Below are 19,004 nucleotides of genomic sequence, written 5' to 3'. Positions count from 1 at the left end.
GGAGCTAGCAGTCGCTAGCTCCTTTATAAATTATACTTTCATTGTCCGCTTCGCCGCGATCGAGCGTGCAATTGCTTCTCCGTGAAAACGTCCATTTTCAATAAAGATAGCATTGTTGTTAAACCCTGCCGCTACGACACCTGCTACATAGATTCCTTGTATGTTTGTTTCATACGTATCTTCATCATACGCTGGAATTCCACTCATTGGATCTGTTTCGACACCCGCGTCGTGTAAAAATTTGATATCTGGTTGGTAACCGATCATTGCGAAAACAAATTCATTATCAATACGCCGCTCGACTCCATCCACTTCATAAGAAACCGCATTTTCAGTAATTTCTTTTACGTTTGCATTAAATACCATCTCAATCTCATCTTTCCTAACTAAAGAATCAAATCCTGGAAGAATCCAAGGCTTAACGCTCGAAGAATATTCCTTTCCGCGGTAAAGGACTGTCACATTTGCTCCTGCCTTATGGAGTTCGATCGCTGCATCTACTGCAGAGTTTTTCCCACCTATAATTAAAACGTCTTTATTGTAATAAGGATGTGCTTCTTTAAAGTAATGGCTAACCTTAGGCAAATCCTCACCCGGAACATTGAGACGGTTTGGTTGATCATAATAACCTGTCGCGATAATTACAAATTTTGCTTTGTATTGTTTTTTCTCATTATGATTAGTTTCCGTATTGAGCAAAAAGCCTTTATCTTTCTTTTCAATCTTAGTAACTTCCTCGAAGGATTGAATGCGCAGAGATTTTCTTTTTGCTACTTCTCTGTAATATACCAGTGCTTCATTTCTGACTGGCCGCTGTTTCTCGGTAATAAAAGCAATATCACCGATTTCCAGATTGTCACTGGAGCTGAAAAATGTTTGGTGTGTCGGGAATTTGTACAAGCTATTCACGACGTTTCCTTTTTCAATTAACAGAGGGTTGATACCTCTGTCTTGTAAAGCAATCGCTGCAGCCATTCCACAAGGTCCGGCTCCAACAATAATAACTTCTTCCTGTTGCATTTACTGCCACATCCTTTTCACATGCTCTAATAATATTCTACTATAATTTGCTTATCGGATAAACCAAGATGGTTAAAAACAAAAACTTATATTCTACTGAACGTCAGCAGTCTAAAAATGGTAATTGTATCTTACCCAACAGAAAAAACCCCTATCCTAAGATGATAAGAGTTTTTTGTGTGATTAGCTTAAGTTTCTTATACCCAACCGCGGAACCTTGCTGCTTCGGCCATTTTACGGACCCCTATCATATAAGCAGCTAGCCGCATATCGACTTGCCTCGTTTCGGAAAGATTGTAAATGTTATTAAAAGAATCAATCATAATCTCATGTAGTTTTTGATCAATTTCTTCTTCAGACCAGTAATAACCTTGGTTATTCTGTACCCATTCGAAATAGGATACTGTTACTCCACCAGCTGAAGCAAGTACGTCAGGCACTAAAAGAATATCTCGATCGGTTAAAATTTTTGTCGCTTCAGCTGTTGTAGGCCCATTGGCAGCTTCGACAATAATACTCGCTTTAATATTATGTGCATTCTCCCGTGTGATTTGATTCTCGACTGCAGCAGGAATGATAATGTCACAGTCGAGTTCAAACAACTCTTTATTCGTAATTGTATTGTCGAACAGGTTGGTCACCGTGCCAAAACTGTCTCTCCTGTCAAGAAGATAGTCAATATCAAGGCCATCAGGATCGTGCAGTGCACCGTGTGCATCCGCAATTCCCACAATCTTTGCCCCTTGATCATAAAGGAATTTCGATAGATAACTACCCGCATTTCCAAACCCTTGAATGACGATACGGGCCCCTTGAATATCAATTCCGCGTTTTTTCGCAGCTTCGTTTAGTACGATTGTAACCCCTTTTGCTGTAGCAGATTCTCTACCATGTGAACCACCAAGAACAATCGGCTTCCCGGTAATAAATCCTGGATTATTAAATTCATCAATCTTACTGTACTCATCCATCATCCAGGCCATGATCTGTGAATTCGTGAATACGTCTGGTGCCGGAATATCTTTCGTCGGTCCAACGATTTGACTGACAGCACGAACGTAACCACGACTAAGCGTTTCCAATTCACGGAAGGACATATGGCGCGGATCACAAATTATTCCACCCTTTGCTCCGCCATATGGTAAGTTGACAATACCCGCTTTCAAACTCATCCAAATGGATAAGGCTTTTACTTCTTTTTCCGTTACGTCTGGATGGAACCTAATGCCACCTTTCGTCGGGCCTACTGCATCGTTATGCTGGGCGCGATATCCAGTGAACACTTTCACCTTGCCATCATCCATACGTACCGGAATGCGAACAGTCATCATACGAAGCGGGTCTTTTAATAGCTCATATACCTCATTGGAGTATCCCAACTTTTCCAAAGCCGTCATAATTACTGCCCTTGTTGAACTTAAAACATCTAGATTTTCATGATTTTCTTCGGTAGAATCTACTGCTTTATCGGCTACCATGAAATTTACCCCCTAGAATACATATATTAATAAACCTTCTACTAAGAAGTTAGTATACACTTTCACTGTAAATATGCAATTAAAATACTATGGAACACCTATATTATTTGTCAGTTGAAACTAGTTGTAAAAATGATTCATAATCTGTTTTACAGCCTGCTTTTCATAAATAATTTTCCCGTATTCCTTTAGACGATGGGAAGTAAGAATACTTGAATGAGAATACTCCGACATGATTGCAATGATGCTTTCTTTTTCAATATCGGGAAGGGACTCTTCATCAAATAACATATAATAATGATCATCCAAATAATATACTTGCCCATCTTCTATTCCAAGTGGCGATAAATAGGATGCAACGTCGATTAAATCTTCAATGTCCTCAAATAAAAATATTAATTCATGGCTTTCGTCAAGTGTCACTTTCATTTCAATAAAATCTTCGTCTTCATTTTCCATATCACTCATTTGCGTCACGACTACATGCATACCTTGAGCCTGCATCATGAAAACTTGAACAAGCAGCATTCCATCAAGTTCTATATCTAATTCATCACTTGCATCATACATCATTTCACTAAATAAACTCCGGACACTAGCTGCATCGTGCCATATTTCATCACTCGTGAAACCACGCTCAATTAAATCGTCAAAAGTCAAAAATATGGTGAACTGATGACTGGATAGTCTTTCCACACGCATACAGTATCCCCCTTAAAAAATATTACTTAACAACAAAGACAACGGTCTATACATGCAGATGAAACATTGGATGTATACAATACTATATGCAATTAATCAATTTTTAGGTAGTAAGCTAATCCGTAAAGTCTGTTCCTTATTAGAGTTTATGCAACAGAGTCGTAATTTCATCCTGCCAGACATAAATTGCCGTTCCCAATCCCGCTATAACAATAATCACCGTAAAAAGAAATCGCAAGAGTGGCTTGCTTAACTTAATTTTAGTCCGTTTATTTTTCGTATGTACCTCTTTTCTCGGAGGTAAATTCAAAACATCAATCTCATTTATGATTTGATCAGCGAACAATTCTTCATCATTTTCATTTCCTTCTTCAATATCCTGAAAAAGGGTCCTCAACTCATTCGCTTGATCTTCCTCTTTATGTTCAAGCTGCGTACTCAACTTAGAAAGCACCTCACTTTTTGAAGCGAATAAATAATCCTAAAAGAAAGTCTACTATAAAATGAAGTGTAATAGTAACAAAAAGATTTTCCGTTAATAGAAAAAGGTAACCTATTAAAAGACTGATCACCAATATGGATAGGAATAATACCGGTTTCCTTAAATAACGGAGATGAACGAGTGCAAATAATATACTTGCAGGTATATATCCGATTGTACTTTGGATCACACCGCGGAATAGTAGTTCCTCTGAAATTGCTACTAGTAAAGCTATACCAAAAATAAAAGAAATGGATCTGTTTCTAAAAATCCTTTCATTTATTCCGCCATCATCAACTGCAGATTCAGGCAGCAATCTAATTAATAGCAAGTCCATCCCGACGATGAATATAGCAGGTAGAACACCAAAGTAAATAACTTCCTGTGTGTCCCAAACAAATAAAGTTGTCCAATCACGAAATCGATCAAATAAAAACAAGCTTAACAAGAGAGCAATTCCAAGAAATATCCCTTGGGAAAACAATAGATTAATTTTTAGTTCCCGATCTGATAATTGTTTGATTAATTCACTTTGCTTCATGTTCTGCTCCAAGTAGTAGCTTTCGAAGTTTTCCCCTCCAATCGGTATCTTTCTGTAGACTAGGGGGTAACGCTTGAGCTTCCCATTGTTCAAGATCGATCCCACAGTTACTGCAGCACTCAAAGATTGGCGGATCATAACCCGATTGAAACTTTTTATACAACTGCTTCCGTAAGCAATCATCTGACTCAGCCCAACGAATCATCTCTTGCAACTCTTCCATTTTATACAGACTTCGTGATTGGATCCACTTGACAAGATGCTCATATACATTACGCCAATGCTCAGCTTGATAGACAACTTTCTTACCATTAATCATACCATGTTTTTCAAAATGAAACCGTAAAAATCTCCATTTTATTTCACTGATTTGAAAGAGTTCATTTAAATCATGCAGCGTTTCTTTCGTCAGTTCAATTCCTTGTTCACTCAACACTTTTAACTGTTGCATAATCATCCGGATTTCACCGGATTCTGGTAATTCATTTTCAATAATACTCTTTGGAATTGCAGCATCATAACGCCCATAGAGTAATAAACAAATACTTGGTTTTCCGTCTCGGCCTGCCCTTCCGACCTCTTGAATATATGCTTCCATTTGCGACGGAATATGATAATGAATAATTAAACGGATATTCTGCTTATTAATTCCCATTCCAAATGCACTTGTACAGCAAATTACATCAATTTGATTATTCATGAACTGTTGTTGAATCTGGATTCTATCGATTGGTTCTACGCCACCATGATAGAAAGCAACTTGAAGTTCAGGTAATTTCTCTGTTAAAATACGTGCAAGATTTTCAGCTTGGATTCTGCTCGAGAAATAAATTAAAGCAGGTCCATAATGTTTATTGAGGTATATAGTTAATAATTCAAGCTTCTCTTGATCAGAAGTTACATCTTGAATCGCAAATGTTAAATTGTTCCGATCCATTGGATAGACCCGCTTCACCATTCGGGGTCGGTCCAAGCTTTTAATAATATCCGCCTGAACTGCAGGGGTTGCTGTTGCACTTAATGCCAGCACTGGTGGATGATGCAAATTTTCAATTACCTTGCCAAGTTTTAAATAATCCGGACGGAAATCATGTCCCCATTGGGAAATACAATGGGCTTCATCGATAACGAATAAACTAATTTTAAGTTGCGACAATCGCTTGAGTAGCTGCGGCTGCTGCAATAATTCTGGAGAGATATAAAGTAATTTATAATGATGCAACTGTTCCATTACCATCTGTCTTTCGGAATAGGTGACAAAGCTATTTAACGCAACAACTCTTTTAAAGTTTTTAGCTTTCAATTCTTTTACCTGGTCGATCATCAAAGATATTAAAGGTGAAACGACAACGGTCAGACCATCCAATAACAGGGATGGCAGCTGATAACAAATCGACTTTCCAGAGCCGGTCGGTAAAATGCCAAGCACGCTTTTACCTTGCAGTACATCGGAAATAATTTCTCGTTGCCCTAGGCGGAACGAATGATATTGAAAATGTTTCTGTAATTCATTTTCCAAATGAAGAGTTTCACCCATGTCGACTTCCTCCCTCCCTCAATTTGTGATGAAAGACGAGCATTAAGCGTATTTGGAAAAAACTTATCTCTGGGTGGACATTTTCTTTAATCGTCTTCAATTTAAATGAATTCGTTTCTTGAATCGCTTGTAAAATTTCCTTCGTGTCTCTTTCCGATACATAATCCGAAAAGGGGAAAGCAGGATCATACAGTGCGATTTCAGCTAAATGATCGTAAATTGTATTAATTTTTAAGCTCCGTATGCGAGAAATCTCTTCAGGAGTAAGTCCTTGCTTGAACAAATCATATGTCTTCCCTGGTGAGCCGACTAATTTTACTGTCTGGCCAAGATCAGCAACTAGCGGGTATAGAGCGCTGTAGTCTGATTGACTTATTTCAATCTTTTGCAACAACATATGTATCATACCGACCAAGAGCAAGCGGATATCAGCTGCTTCTCTGTTATACTGGATCGCAAGTTGATCGAGACTTTTCCCGTAATGATTATATCCTGAAAATCGGTCAATGAATATTTGAGCTTCCTCTTCGGGAAAAGCAGCCAGTAACTGAACAAGTTCATCATATAATTCTTCCAAGTAACTTCTCTCATTTTCTTTAATCTGCTTATAAAATTGTCGTACAAACCGTTCAGTAGCCGGCTGATGAATAACGGGAATAAACGAGAAATTACTTTCGTTCGTATTACTTAATGTTTGAACGAGTAATAGTAATCTATTATAAAATACGTCGGCTTTATCAAAATACAGAAACCCCTGAAAATAGTGAAAGGGAATTCTGCTCTGGTGAGCGGCAAGCCACGTTTCTCCCTCAGGTAAACAGCGTACTGCTTGGCGTCCCTTTTCTTCAACAGTTTCTTCCAAGAAACCTGCTTGAATTAATGCAGTTATTTTCTCATCAAAGATTTGCTTCCTCAGCCCTCTATAAATTCCAAAGAATGCCTGGTTGGAGAAAATATGGGCATCTTGAAGGGTCTGGATGCTCCTGCTGCCTGTTAGTAAATGATAAATGCTTGATGTACTCCGCTCTTGTTTAATTTGTTTTGCTGCTGTTAAGAGTATACCGTTAAAAATCAATTATCTCACATCCATTCCTAATCATCTAATTGAAATTATTCGTGACTAGTTTTACAATAAGGAGTGTTTAATGGGGGTAAAATAAATGTATGTTATCGTGAATCAGGATACTTGTATCGCTTGTGGAAATTGCGGGGCTAATGCACCGAAGTTATTTGGATATAATGAGGAAGGGTTGTCTTTTGTTAAAATTGATGGCAATACAGGGACGAAAAAGGTAAAAAGAAGATTAAGAAACGACCTTCTGGATGCTTATGAAGCTTGTCCATCTATGTCTATTCATATTAGCAAAAAGCCATTTCAAACGGACAAGTAATAGATGTTACCCAAGTCATATTATAGTAAAATTTAAAGTAACAGCCAAGTGTTTCACTAAAACTATTGAAAACTGCGAGAATCAGTTAAAATTCTCGCAGTTTTCATTTAATATCAGCGATTATATTTACAGCGGTTGGAACAGGTAGCGGTGAATTGAAGTTATAGCCTTCTAATTGATTGAACGGGAGTTGGTCAAACTGGACTTCGGTATATCCAAAGCTTTTTGCTGTTAGTAATATTGCTTCAACCATTTGAATCGTTACATCTGCTTCTTGAATAGATTCTTGTACGAACTCCACTATAACTGTTTCCCCGGCTTCTTTCACAGTGAATTCAATATCTGCATCCATCACCGGTTTAATTTGACTATCGGAGTACGACTGTTTTAGTGCATGTAATGCCTCTTCAACTGTCGAATCATTGTCCAGAGGAACAATGATATAGTTACCACCATACAAAAAATAGCTTTCCCGCTGCTTAGCGTACGTAGATAAGTCAATTGTTTGCGTCGTTTCGCTCGCGTCATTTACAAACGTTACCTCTTCAATACCATATGGAAGGAACATTTCGCCCAATAATTGTGGTAGTAATTCATTCGAATTCGAATCCTCAAGTAACTCGTTCTGCATAGTTAGGACGACTTGCTTCGTGTCGAGATCGATTGAAAACTCTGCACCCTCCAATATATAATGATCTGGTAAAAGGTCGAAAGCATTTAATATTTCATCCAACTGTGCGTAATAACTCTCCATGTCTGCTTCTTCTGGTACAAGAAAGGTTAACGGAATAACATACTCCCCTGTTGCATTATAAGTTGCAAAGTGAATGACTTCCCTGTCTGACGGTACATCGGTAAGTACCCCGCCACTAATAAGAGATATCTCCATTAGTCCCTCCCGCTCGAATGTTTCCGTACTTTCCATATTATCGTCGGAAGTATGGGACGATTCCTCTTCTATTCCGAAAATTGCACGTTCATCGGTTGCATCTGTTTCCATTGTTGTTTGTTCCGTTATGTTATGATTGACAACAAAAGGTAAGCCCAGAAGCAAAAGGAAGATCGAAAGAGCAGCAACATAAGGAATAAATCTCTTGCTCTTTCTTTGAGATTTTCCCTTGAACTGCAAAGTCAATTTTTCATATATTTCCTGTTGGGGGCGCTTGTCCTTATGCTGGGGCAGATTTTCCAATAGTTTAATTATCTTCTCATCATCTCGGTTAGTCACCCGACTCTCCCCCTTTCTTCTCTTTCGCAAACAAATTCTTCAACTTCTTTATTGCACGGTGCTGCAAGGTTTTCACATTGCTTACTGTCATATTCAGTATCTCTGCCGTTTCTTTCAGGCTATGCCCTTGTATGTAACGGAGAACAACTACTTGTTTCTGATTAATACTGCACTTATCTAGAAGGCGATACAATACTTGCATATCCTCCTGTTGGATAACGACTTCATCTGGAGCGGCCTCTGTCGTAGGGATGAATTCCGTCCATTCACCAAGATCGACTGTTTCGTTTGTATGTTTTTTCTTTCTTTTTTGCTTACGGAAGTGATCAAATACGGCATGTCTAGCTATCGAGAAAGCCCATGTTTTTTCACTGCTGTCTCCACGAAAGCGGTCATAGGATTTAATAATACGAATATATACTTCTTGAACGATATCTTCTGCCACAGTTCTGTCTTTAACCATATAGAAGACATAATTATAAATGTCCTGATGATACGTCTCATAAAAATGATTAAACAGAGCTTTCATCTGCTTCCCCCATTCCTCCTATTAGACGTCATTCCAATCAAAAACGTTTCACATTCATTTAGCGTATGTGTTTTGCTCATTCACTAATTTTAGGGTTCTAATCGACGTTCAGTTGCCCGGCGGAAAGCGAGAGGTGCCTGGACTGCGGACCTTCAGAAGTAAGTTGCACATACTACGCTGAATGAGAGTGATTAGTAGTTCTTTTTGAAAAAGCCTTTTATATTAAAATAAGGGTGTCTTGGGATGATTTGCTTTCTTTTTTAAGGTGTGAAGTCTAAATACTTTAGCGATGAAACTTGTATGTTCTAATTATAGATCATAAAAAAGGTTGGAACAAAACTTTGATGTTATGTTCCAACCTAATCTTGCCTTTTATTGCAAATCGAGGATGATTCGATCTCCACCGCTTAAGGTGTAATCTTTAGCTGGTACGTCGGATATTTCGTCGTTTACGAATAGATGCCAGCTTGTGCCTTCTTCTTCACTGATTGCGACCCGTTCAATGGAGGTCAGCTCGTCATCTTCATCTGTTTCGATATAGAACGTATCATCTAGAACTTCCAGTAAATTTGCACCATCTTCAATTTCAACTTGCTGTTCATTAATAAATTGTTCCCCATCATTGATTGAAATCGTGAGCCGGACCTCATTTTCCGGAACATCGTTCATTTCACCAGTTTCATTTGTACTAACTGTTGTTGTCGTCTCTTCATTACTGTTCCCGCATGCTGCAAGGAATAGGAGAACTGCAAAAATGATGAGAACGTTTATTAATCGTTTGTTCATTTGTAGCAACCTCACTTTGTAATCTGTTTCTTATTGGACTGGGGAATTACAAAAGTAAAAGTAGTACCTTGCAGTAACTTACTTTTCACGCGAATCGTACCTTGGTGAGCATCGATAATGTTTTTCGCAATAGCAAGTCCAAGGCCTGTCCCTTTCTTCTCTTTATTCCTTGTCCTTGATTTATCCGCTTTATAGAATCGTTCAAAGACAAACGGCAAGTCCTCTTCAGGAATACCGCTGCCATTGTCGGCAATCTCTCCAAGAAATTCTGTTTCATTCACTGTAACTTTAATATGAACATATCCTTGTTCATCAGTGTGTCGAATCGCATTATCAATCAGATTAGTGAAAACTTGTTCGACCCTGTCCGAATCAAAAGTTGCCTGATTTGTTGTGATATTCGTAGACAGTTTTACTTCTACATGATTCTCCTCGGCAACTCGTTGGAACTTCTTAATAATCCTTTCGATAAAGGGTTCTACCTCCACTGTTTCCAGGTTCAACTGAATATGTCCTGCTTCCATTCGTGCTAAATCTAATAATTCATTAACAAGTCTGCTCATTCGCAATGATTCATCATGAATGATGGCCGCAAGTTCATTTTTCTCCGATTTAGATTCTGCTACATCATCAACAATCGCTTCACTGTATCCTTGCAGCATTGCAATCGGCGTCCGCAATTCATGTGAAACATTTGCGATAAAATCTTTCCGTAGCTTATCCAGTCTCCGTTCTTCCGTCATATCTCGAATGACGGCAACTGCGCCTCGAACATAATTCTCATCGTACAATGGTGTCATCAGCATGACATAATCTCTTCCCTGTAGATGCATTTCGTGAACGACTTCTGTTTCTCCTCCGATTACTTTCTCTAAAGCCTTCCTTAATTCATCCGGTAATTTCTGTTGGTTTGCATTCGGTTCGATATTTCTTTCAAAATACCAGTCTTCGATATACTTCTCAGCTGGTGGATTGATCACAATAATATCTTCGTTACGGTTAAGCGTTATGACTCCATCAGCCATCGATTTTACAATACTTGCGAGTTGTTCCTTTTCTTGACTAACAGCATTAATATGATACTTCAGCTGTCTTCCCATCCGGTTGAATTCCCTGGCCAGATCTCCAAGCTCATCATGAGTTAAAACAGGAACTTTCGTATTAAATTCTCCTCGTGTCAAATCGGCTGCAGCTTCTCGCATTTTAATTAGCGGAGACGTTATCCGCGTTGAAAGGAATACTGCAAAGAATACAGTAAACACAATGGCAAAGCCTGCAGCAATTAAGATGATCTTCTGTGTCTCTTCCTTCGTTTGATTTACAACATCAAGGGATTGATAAATATAGACTGCACCATCATTTAAGAGTGGCTTACCAACAATTATTGCTGCCGTTGTATCGTCCGGCAGCACAATAAGTTTTTGAATTTCCCGTTCCAAGGTAATCACTTCAAGGAGATCCGGTTCATTTTCGATCCAGTCCAAATCAATAGCACTAAGTTCATTATCACTGCTCATCGACAGCCAGAAATCCCCTGTCGGATAAAGAATTGCAATCCTGCTTGCGGGATCTTTAATTAATTCGGCTGTTTCATGAATAAAACTCCGATCATCCTGCTGGTCAATGATTGTAGCAATCTTTGTAGCTGTTTCAAGCATATCCTCTTCTGCTTCATTAATATAGAAATTCTCAAAGAACTGCATGAGAAGCATAAACAGAATGAATAAAACAATAAACACAAGAAGGATAATTGTTAATGCCAATTTAATAACAATATTATTACGCCATACCATTATTCGTCCTCAACAACCTCGAATTTATAGCCGACACCCCAAACAGTAACAATCATCTTTGCAGCTTTATCTGAAACAGAACTTAACTTCTCTCTCAGTCGCTTGACATGCGTATCAACTGTACGCAGATCTCCAAAGAATTCATATTGCCATACTTCTTTCAGCAAGACTTCCCGGTTAAATACCTTATCAGGCGCTTTAGCGAGGAAACAAAGTAATTCATATTCTTTTGGTGTCAGGTTTACTTCTTCACCATCTGCGGTAACACGGTGGGCGTCATGATCAATTGTCAGATGCGGGTATACAAGAACATCTCTTGCCGAGCCATCTGCATTTGTTAATGAAGAAGAGGTCACTCTTCTTAGGATTGCTTTTACTCGTAGGACAACTTCGCGTGGACTAAATGGCTTCACAATATAATCGTCCGCCCCGACTTCAAAGCCTTGTACACGATTTGATTCTTCTCCTTTTGCTGTTAACATTATAACCGGTGTTGATTTTTGCTTTCGTAATTCCTCACATACTTCAATACCGTCCATTTCAGGCATCATGAGATCTAGGATGATACAGTCATAGTCCTCTTCCAATGCCATTTCCAAAGCTTCGTGACCATTCTCCGCTTCATCGATCTCATAATTTTCCCTTTCTAAATACATCCGAACAAGCCTGCGGATCCTTTCTTCATCATCAACTACTAAAATTCTTACATCGGTTTCCATGAATAAATTCCCCCACAATCTCTAATCTTTCATATATTCCACTAAACTCAATTATTACAAAACCCTTACATCAAATCTCTATCAATCATTATAAACGAATCCGTAATAAATGTATAAGAAAAGAGACAAATGCAGCCGAATTCTAACGATGCGGTGCATTTGTCTCTTTTTTTATTCCTGATATTTAAGCGTATGAGTGTAATCCGGCAAGGACGAGGTTCACGACAACCAAGTTAAACATAATGATACCGAAACCTACAACAGCAAGCCAACCTGATTTTTCACCGTGCCAACCACGGGATAGACGTAAGTGCAGGAAGGCAGCATAGAAGAACCATGTAACAAGTGCCCATACTTCTTTCGGATCCCAGCCCCAGAATCTGCCCCAGGCGATTTGTGCCCATATCGCAGCAAATATTAGTCCACCGAGGGTAAAGACTGGGAATCCAATTGCAACAGCACGATACATAATCTCATCAAGAAGGTCAGCTTTCACACCGCGCAGTAAAGGCTGGATTGCAGCAGCGACCCGTTTTCTTAAAATAAGTACGGTGATCCCATAGATGAGTGTACCGGTTAATAGAGACCAGATGACCGTATTAAACTTCCTGCCAGCGTCCTCTCCTTGCATCCAGGCTGGAGCTTCGAACAACGGCTCCATTACATTCTCTGAACGTAACACACCATTATTTGGAGAAACAATTGCCGGGAGGTGGTATTCTGTCTCTATAATTTGATTTCCATCTTGATATTCAAAAGTCGCTTTATAATCCGCGATATTAAATGCAGACGTGATCACGATAAAACCAATAACTATAAACAATGTATACATAACAATTTCAAGCCACGTATTCCTTTTTGTCCGCTTCATCTGATCAATCTCCTTAATCAGGTACATTAATCCAGCAACGAAACTGATGAACAAAATACCTTGACCAATCGCTACAGTCGATACATGAATCCAGAGCCAGTAAATATTTAGTGATGGGACTAATGGAGCTACCTCTGTCGGGAACATACTCGCATAAGCAATAATTAACATTGCAATCGGTAAAGCAAATAGTCCTAAAAATCCAAGTCGATACATAAAATAAATAATAATGAATGCAAGAACCATCGCCATCCCGAGGAATGTGACAAATTCAAACATGTTTCCAAGCGGAGCATGGCCACTTGCTATCCATCTTGTAAAGAAATACGTTAATTGTGCTAAGAATCCAAGGATTGTAATAGTGATTGCAATATTGCCAGCGACTTCTTTTTTGTTTTCTTTATTACGTTTTTCACGAATTGTCGCTCCGAAAAATAGCGTCGCAATCAAATATAAGATAAAAGCAGCAAAAAGCATATTACTGCTTAAATTGACTAAATCCATTAAACACCCTCCTATAGAAGTTAGTAGACTAGACAAATAGATATACTACTTGTCTAGCTCCTGCCTATCTTCGACCATTTTTATATTCGTTTGTTCAATCGCTTTCTCTATATCTTTCGACAAGCCAAACCAGTTCTTATTCGTATGGGCAGCCAATAATACACCATCGTCTTTCGGGTGGATCCAGACTCTGCGATGTTGCCAGTACATTCCTTGAATAACACCAATCATAAAGATAGCTGCGCCAATTCCAAAGAAGATCAATGTATGGTCCACACGTAACGTCAGGCCACTGACATAATGGGTATCGAAATCCTGAATAGCAATTTTATATTCATTCTCTCCAGTTGCATCGATATTTCTACCGATACCAAGGAAACTTATTTCAGGTTCCGTTTCGTCTGGCGGGTAGACGAGCAATACAAATGCTGGATTTCTTGGATAATTCGTTTCTGAAGCCGGTGTTCCATCATCTGCTAAATAATAATCTGGATAATACTGATCAATCACTACCCTGAAATCATTATCCAGTATGTATTCTGATTCTGGATTAAATAAATCAATGGTAAAGGAATCAATCGCTTTTGCATCTTCATCATCCGTTTCATGGATTTTAAAGGTCATACTGCTGAATTCATTCTCCTGATACCCTTGTTGATATAGTGTATATCCGTCAAATTTCGCAGGTTTATTCATTTGGATGGATTCTGTTAGAATTGGTTCCAGTTCAGGTTCAGCACCTGGTATATCCTCATTTGCATCCTTATATATGACAGCATCTGTTTGGAAATTACTAGCTACCGCTCCAGTTTGTTCAATTGCATCTTTGAATCGCTCATCATCTGGATCGTGCAAGTCTAAATGAAACTTTTTGTTTTCAATATAGTATTCGCCGTTTGTTCCAGGGATAACGATTGTCTCGCCTTCCCTCACCCAGACATACTCATCAGTGAACATAATCGGGGTTGTCCGTAATATTGCTGCAAGCAGAATGATAATGAGTCCGATGTGGTTGACATATGGTCCCCATCTCGAAAACCTGCCTTTTTCAGCTAAAATATGGCCGTTCTGCTCAGTTATTTTATAACGTTGTTTCTTCAATTTTTCTTTTACTTGTTCAATTTCCGCGTCACTGACTTCTTTTGATTCACTGTAAAAACGCTGTCTGTTCAGAAATGTCTCATGACGGCGCGGCTTTTGAATCTTCAGTGCTTTGTAAAGTGGTATAAAACGGTCTAGACTACAAATAACTAAGGAGACACCAATTAAACCTAATAATAGCAAGTACCACCAAGCACTGTACATTTCATGAAATCCGAGTAAATAATAGATCTTACCAATCAACCCGAATTGATCTTCATAATAGATTGCAGGGTCCCTTGATACAGCATTCTGTGGAATGAATTGTTCTTGCGGAAAAATCGTGCCAATCATAGAAGCGACAAGCGCAAGGACGATGAGCCAGACTCCTACTTTAACGGAAGAGAAGAAACCCCAGACTTTATCGACCATTGATTTCCGGTAAGTCTGTGAACGGCGTGCAGATCCTTCATATCTCATATTAAGTAATTTCTTCTGATCATTGCCGTCAATATGCTGATTCCCTTCTACCGGTTTCCCGCATGCTTCACATAGGACCGTTCCCTCCGGGTTAATATGACCGCATTCACATTTGATCTTGTTCATTTATATCCCTCACAGTTGTCTTTACCAAATCTGGAATAAACATATTTTCTGGTAAGGTAACTTTCATACCTATTAATTTGGTGTTATTTCGTTCAAATATCCTTCCAGCAGATCCAAAGTCAAAGCACCGTTCACTACTTCCTGTATCTCGCCGTCAGGGTTAATGAAAAATGTGCTCGGAATTGGACCAACTTTATATAAATCCCTAATTTCCCCATTTTTGTCATGAGGGATTGGGAATGTCAAATCATAGCGATCGATGAAACGATCAATGACAAGCTCCGTAGTATCCAGACTAACAGCTACAATTTCCACCCCTTTATCCTTATACTTTGGATAAAGTTCTTGCATATACGGCATTTCCGCTTCACAGGGTTTACACCAAGTTGCCCAGAAGTTCAACATGACACCTTTCCCCTCGTAGTCACTTAAGCGCAACGTTTCCAAATCACTATTCTTATTGATTTGCGTTAACTGAAAGTCTGGCGCCGGATCCCCTACTCGGTAAACCGTATTATCTTTTTGCAGGTTCGATACAATGGCAAAAATAAGCGCACCAACAAGCGCAGCTAAGATGACGCCCCTATATATTAACCTGTTTCTTTTTTTTTGTTTTTTTCTCTTTTTTGCTTTCTCTATACTCATCAAAATCACTCCCAGTGTATTGTACCATCATAGCGGCTTAGAGAATTAACAATTCTATGTCAAAACTGGTACAATTTACTTCGCGATATTCTTTAATTGTTTCACTTCTTTAGGGGTCAATGGTCTCGTTTCACCGGGGGATAAACCATCCAACGTCAAGAAGCCATACCTTTCTCTTTTTAATTTTTGTACAGGGTATCCGAGTGCCTCCATCATCCTTCTTACATGACGGTTCTTCCCTTCCACCAATGTTAGTTCCAGTATCATTGTATCTTTTTTTCTATCGGCAGATAATATATTATACCGGACCGCTTTTAGTAGTTCTCTATCTGCTGTTACACCCTTTCTCAGCTTTGCCAACTCTTGTTTACTCGGGATCCCTTTCAGTTTAGCTACATAAACCTTCTCCACACCATGGCTTGGATGCATAAGTGTATTGGCAAGATCCCCATCATTCGTTAAGAGAATTAAGCCGGAACTATCATAATCAAGTCTCCCGACAGGGTAAATCCTCTCTTCGACCTCCGGAAAGAAATCAAGAACAGTCTTTCTTCCTTTATCATCTTTTGCACTTGAGATGATGCCTCTTGGCTTATACAACATATAGTACACGTGCGCTTCCTTTTCAATCGGCACACCTTCTACTTCAATCTCATCTTGGGCAGAAACTTTCGTACCCAGTGTCGTAACAACTTGATTATTTACTTTCACCTTGCCACTTGCAATTAACTGCTCCGCCTTCCTCCTTGAAGTAAGCCCGCTCTGAGCAATAACTTTTTGTAATCTTTCCAGTGCCATTCTTTCATCATCCTAAAAATTATTTTTTCGCGTTTTCCGTCCATAAGGTGAAACTTCATTCAGTGGGGGTTTCCTTCCCCCCCCACTGAATGTTAGTTGAACAGAATCAGGTATTTACGGACTGTGTATCCCTACCCTTCACATATTGATTTTCTCTCATGTTTAGAAGTAGGGGTACTACAGACCGTTAATACGTGATAAAACAATAATAGCGTTTAATCTAGATTAAACGCTACAAATTAGCTTATCCAAATACAATGCTAACTATTATTATCGCAACAATTATACCAACCAGGTCCGCTAATAGTCCAACCTTAAGTGCATAACGCATCTTTTTTATTCCAACTGCACCAAAATAAATCGTAAGGATATATAGCGTCGTATCTGTACTACCCTGCATGGTCGAAGCTAATCTTCCAATAAACGAATCTGGTCCATATGTTTGAATCAATTCTGCTGTCATTCCTAGCGCCGCTGTACCTGAAATTGGTCTAATGAGTGCGAGCGGTAATACTTCCGGCGGGACTCCGATAAAAGTAAGTACCGGTGTGAGTAACCCGATCAGTGCATCCAGAGCTCCAGAACTTCTTAAAATCGTAATCGCTACAATCATACCTACCAAAAAAGGAAGTAAAGAAAATGCCAATTTGACACCTTCCTTCCCTCCTTCAACAAACAGTTCATAACTGGGCAGCTTTTTCCAAGAGGCTGTGACTAATACAATTAATAAAAAACAAGGGATGATCCATACGCTTATTGTAGTCATCCAACTCATCCTATTTCCTCCGTGACTCTTTATTATAGTAATACCGATCTATCAGAACAGCACTCGTAACACCGGCAATTGATGCAATTAAGGTTGTCCCGACGATTTCAGTTGGCGAAACCGAGTTATATTGCATGCGGATGGCTATAACAGTAGTCGGAATCAACGTTAGACTCGATGTATTGATAGCAAGAAAGGTTATCATCGACCTGGATGCGGTATCAGAGTTACTCAGGTTTTTCATTTCTTGCATCGCTTTGATCCCTAATGGGGTTGCAGCGTTACCTAAGCCGAAAAAGTTCGCAGTGAAATTGGAGAGGATATACCCCATTGCCGGATGATCCTTCGGTATGTCCGGGAAAATTTTTATAATAAGAGGTCGCAATAATTTAGTGATTAGCTTAAGTATTCCCGCTGCTTCAGCTATTTTCATTACGCCAAGCCAGAAAACGAGAATGCTGATTAATCCAATCGATAACGTTACGGCTTCATTTGCACTTTCAATTATTGCTTTATTCACATCAGCCATCGTACCATTCAACATCGCATAAAGGATTCCGACAATCGCCATCAGTGCCCAAATTAAATTCACCATGTTTGAATCCCTGCCACTTTACGTAATATTTCAGATAAAATAGACGAAACACTGTTTCCAGCGGTTTCTTTTACCTTTGTCTCTTTTTCAGGGCTATTTTCTGTTAACTCTTCAAATCCCCATTCAAATAAGGCGATGTGATCATTCCAATCATTCCCGGCATTCAAGGTTACGACAATTAACGAATGGCCATTTTTTTCAGCTGTCGTTACAAGAGTTCTGCCGGTCTGTTTCGTATATCCGGTCTTTCCCCCTGTAGCATTCTCATAATACCCAGTCACAAGCTTATGTTTATTCCGCCAACTGTAGGAACGGTTTTCAGATAAATAACTCGTACTGCCGCTAATTTCCCGAAACTGTTTATTTTTCATCGCCTCTCTTGTTAGAAGCGCCATGTCGTAAGCGCTCGAATAATGTTCTTCATCATCCAAGCCGTGCGGGTTTGTGAAATGAGTCTGATCCATCCCTAACCACATTGCCTTTTCATTCATCAAATAGACGAATCCCTCTTCACTTTCCCCAATATGTTCAGCAATCGCGACAGCAGCATCATTTCCTGAACGCAGCATTAGCCCATAGACAAGATCTTGAATTGTAATCTTCTCCCCCTGTTCCAGATAAATAGAAGAACCTTCTGTATAAATAGCATTTCTTGAAACAGTTGCCTTCTCGTCCATTTTTCCAGATTCAATTGCAAGAATAGCTGTCATGATTTTCGTAATGCTTGCAATCGGTCTTGCTTCAAATGCATCTTTTTCAAATAAAACTTGTCCACTCTCTGCATCCATTAAGATTGCCTGTGCTGCTGATACATCTGGAGCAGCCTGTCCATGCTCAGGTAAAAAGAAAAAAAGGGAAACGCATAATATGAATCCGAAGAATAATCGCATGCGAACTTGCCTCCTAGCATATTTCTCTATTTCATTCTATGCAG

20 protein-coding genes are annotated in these 19,004 nt (G+C 39.1%); 1 reads left to right on the top strand and 19 read right to left on the bottom strand.

All coding sequences use genetic code 11. The features are described from left to right. Positions 1–30: 30 nt before the first annotated feature. The 7 genes from SPD53_RS01675 to SPD53_RS01645 all read right to left on the bottom strand — a co-directional run bounded on the left by SPD53_RS01675 (position 31) and on the right by SPD53_RS01645 (position 6,834). Positions 31–1,020 (bottom strand): YpdA family putative bacillithiol disulfide reductase, encoded by a 990-nt coding sequence (locus tag SPD53_RS01675; RefSeq protein WP_336251462.1) that lies wholly within the window; start codon positions 1,018–1,020, stop codon positions 31–33. A 197-nt stretch (positions 1,021–1,217) separates the two neighbouring features. Further along, complete coding sequence (locus SPD53_RS01670; protein ID WP_156855905.1) at positions 1,218–2,498, bottom strand: Glu/Leu/Phe/Val family dehydrogenase; 1,281 nt, start codon at positions 2,496–2,498, stop codon at positions 1,218–1,220. Positions 2,499–2,618: 120 nt separating this feature from the next. Continuing rightward, positions 2,619–3,200 carry a genetic competence negative regulator gene (locus SPD53_RS01665; protein WP_156855906.1) on the bottom strand — a complete coding sequence of 194 codons (582 nt, stop codon included), beginning with the start codon at positions 3,198–3,200 and terminating at the stop codon, positions 2,619–2,621. Between the two features lie 139 nt (positions 3,201–3,339). Then, positions 3,340–3,642: a hypothetical protein gene (locus tag SPD53_RS01660; protein WP_156855907.1), complete on the bottom strand. Its 303-nt coding sequence runs from the start codon at positions 3,640–3,642 to the stop codon at positions 3,340–3,342. 13 nt (positions 3,643–3,655) lie between these two features. Then, positions 3,656–4,222 carry a CPBP family intramembrane glutamic endopeptidase gene (locus SPD53_RS01655; RefSeq protein WP_156855908.1) on the bottom strand — a complete coding sequence of 189 codons (567 nt, stop codon included), beginning with the start codon at positions 4,220–4,222 and terminating at the stop codon, positions 3,656–3,658. After that, on the bottom strand, positions 4,209–5,759 hold the full coding sequence (locus tag SPD53_RS01650) for a RecQ family ATP-dependent DNA helicase (RefSeq protein ID WP_156855909.1): 1,551 nt from the start codon (positions 5,757–5,759) through the stop codon (positions 4,209–4,211). Before SPD53_RS01650 ends, SPD53_RS01655 begins: the two co-directional genes overlap by 14 nt. After that, positions 5,752–6,834: a helix-turn-helix domain-containing protein gene (locus SPD53_RS01645; RefSeq protein ID WP_156855910.1), complete on the bottom strand. Its 1,083-nt coding sequence runs from the start codon at positions 6,832–6,834 to the stop codon at positions 5,752–5,754. Before SPD53_RS01645 ends, SPD53_RS01650 begins: the two co-directional genes overlap by 8 nt. A gap of 85 nt (positions 6,835–6,919) precedes the next feature. On the opposite strand from SPD53_RS01645, the gene SPD53_RS01640 reads away from it, so the two are divergent. Further along, a complete protein-coding gene (locus SPD53_RS01640) occupies positions 6,920–7,150 on the top strand; it encodes a ferredoxin (protein ID WP_156855911.1) in 231 nt (76 codons plus the stop codon). A 103-nt stretch (positions 7,151–7,253) separates the two neighbouring features. On the opposite strand, the gene SPD53_RS01635 is transcribed toward SPD53_RS01640, so the two are convergent. The 12 genes from SPD53_RS01635 to SPD53_RS01580 form a co-directional block, all read right to left on the bottom strand. After that, entirely contained in the window at positions 7,254–8,378 is a 1,125-nt protein-coding gene (locus SPD53_RS01635) for a hypothetical protein (protein ID WP_188856784.1), read from the bottom strand. Further along, the gene (locus tag SPD53_RS01630; RefSeq protein ID WP_156855913.1) at positions 8,371–8,907 is read right to left on the bottom strand and encodes a sigma-70 family RNA polymerase sigma factor; all 537 of its coding nucleotides are present in this window, start codon (positions 8,905–8,907) and stop codon (positions 8,371–8,373) included. Before SPD53_RS01630 ends, SPD53_RS01635 begins: the two co-directional genes overlap by 8 nt. Before the next feature lie 372 nt (positions 8,908–9,279). Beyond that, on the bottom strand, positions 9,280–9,693 hold the full coding sequence (locus tag SPD53_RS01625) for a DUF4430 domain-containing protein (protein ID WP_156855914.1): 414 nt from the start codon (positions 9,691–9,693) through the stop codon (positions 9,280–9,282). Between the two features lie 11 nt (positions 9,694–9,704). Next, the gene (locus tag SPD53_RS01620; RefSeq protein WP_156855915.1) at positions 9,705–11,486 is read right to left on the bottom strand and encodes an ATP-binding protein; all 1,782 of its coding nucleotides are present in this window, start codon (positions 11,484–11,486) and stop codon (positions 9,705–9,707) included. Next, positions 11,486–12,205, bottom strand: coding sequence for a response regulator transcription factor (locus tag SPD53_RS01615; RefSeq protein ID WP_156855916.1), 720 nt, complete (start codon positions 12,203–12,205; stop codon positions 11,486–11,488). Before SPD53_RS01615 ends, SPD53_RS01620 begins: the two co-directional genes overlap by 1 nt. Positions 12,206–12,389: 184 nt before the next feature. Then, positions 12,390–13,580, bottom strand: a complete 1,191-nt coding sequence (gene ccsB / locus SPD53_RS01610; protein WP_336251461.1) for a c-type cytochrome biogenesis protein CcsB — start codon at positions 13,578–13,580, stop codon at positions 12,390–12,392. 45 nt (positions 13,581–13,625) lie between these two features. Beyond that, a complete protein-coding gene (gene resB, locus SPD53_RS01605) occupies positions 13,626–15,266 on the bottom strand; it encodes a cytochrome c biogenesis protein ResB (RefSeq protein WP_156855918.1) in 1,641 nt (546 codons plus the stop codon). Between the two features lie 72 nt (positions 15,267–15,338). Then, positions 15,339–15,911 (bottom strand): thiol-disulfide oxidoreductase ResA, encoded by a 573-nt coding sequence (gene resA, locus SPD53_RS01600; protein ID WP_156855919.1) that lies wholly within the window; start codon positions 15,909–15,911, stop codon positions 15,339–15,341. A gap of 75 nt (positions 15,912–15,986) precedes the next feature. Continuing rightward, positions 15,987–16,709 (bottom strand): pseudouridine synthase, encoded by a 723-nt coding sequence (locus tag SPD53_RS01595; protein ID WP_308425591.1) that lies wholly within the window; start codon positions 16,707–16,709, stop codon positions 15,987–15,989. A gap of 244 nt (positions 16,710–16,953) precedes the next feature. Further along, complete coding sequence (locus SPD53_RS01590) at positions 16,954–17,484, bottom strand: spore maturation protein (protein ID WP_156855921.1); 531 nt, start codon at positions 17,482–17,484, stop codon at positions 16,954–16,956. Position 17,485: 1 nt separating this feature from the next. Next, positions 17,486–18,070 (bottom strand): nucleoside recognition domain-containing protein, encoded by a 585-nt coding sequence (locus SPD53_RS01585; RefSeq protein ID WP_336251460.1) that lies wholly within the window; start codon positions 18,068–18,070, stop codon positions 17,486–17,488. Next, on the bottom strand, positions 18,064–18,960 hold the full coding sequence (locus SPD53_RS01580; protein ID WP_336251459.1) for a D-alanyl-D-alanine carboxypeptidase family protein: 897 nt from the start codon (positions 18,958–18,960) through the stop codon (positions 18,064–18,066). Before SPD53_RS01580 ends, SPD53_RS01585 begins: the two co-directional genes overlap by 7 nt. Between the last annotated feature and the right edge of the window lie 44 nt (positions 18,961–19,004).

It is taken from the genome of Oceanobacillus sp. MO10714A (genome assembly GCF_037072045.1).
GTDB lineage: Bacteria > Bacillota > Bacilli > Bacillales > Amphibacillaceae > Oceanobacillus > Oceanobacillus indicireducens.
This window is presented reverse-complemented; position numbering and strand designations above follow the sequence as displayed.